The following is a 367-nucleotide window of genomic DNA, read 5'->3' on the forward strand; positions in this document are numbered from 1 at the left end:
CTCGTTCTCCCTCGCGACGTGCACGATGGGCCTTGTGCTCGTGCATGGCTTTGTCGACAGCATCTACGACCGCCGAGACCTGACGTTCGTTGGCCGCCGAGATGACAACGAAGATATCGGTAATGGCAAGATGCTCCGAGACATCGAGGGCAACGATATCGAAGCCCTTCTTGTCAAGGGCAGCGTATGCCACTACGCGGGCAAGCTCGATGGCATATTCAGTGGCGCTCAATGATCCTCCGGAGTGGTCTTGTCGTTGTTGTCGCGGTAAAGACCGCGCTTGTTGATGTACTGCACGATGCCGTCCGGCACGAGATACCAGATTGGCATGTCCTCGCTGACTCGCTGACGGCAATCAGTTGATGAG

1 protein-coding gene is annotated in these 367 nt (G+C 56.7%); it reads right to left on the minus strand.

Translation table 11 applies throughout. The features are described 5' to 3' along the window. Positions 1 to 232 (minus strand): RsfS/YbeB/iojap family protein (locus CKO33_RS13215; protein ID WP_200182691.1); only part of this gene is annotated, 232 nt, incomplete at its 3' end. Between the last annotated feature and the right edge of the window lie 135 nt (positions 233 to 367).

It is taken from the genome of Ectothiorhodospira mobilis, from assembly GCF_016584115.1.
In the GTDB taxonomy this organism is placed as follows: Bacteria; Pseudomonadota; Gammaproteobacteria; order Ectothiorhodospirales; family Ectothiorhodospiraceae; genus Ectothiorhodospira; species Ectothiorhodospira mobilis.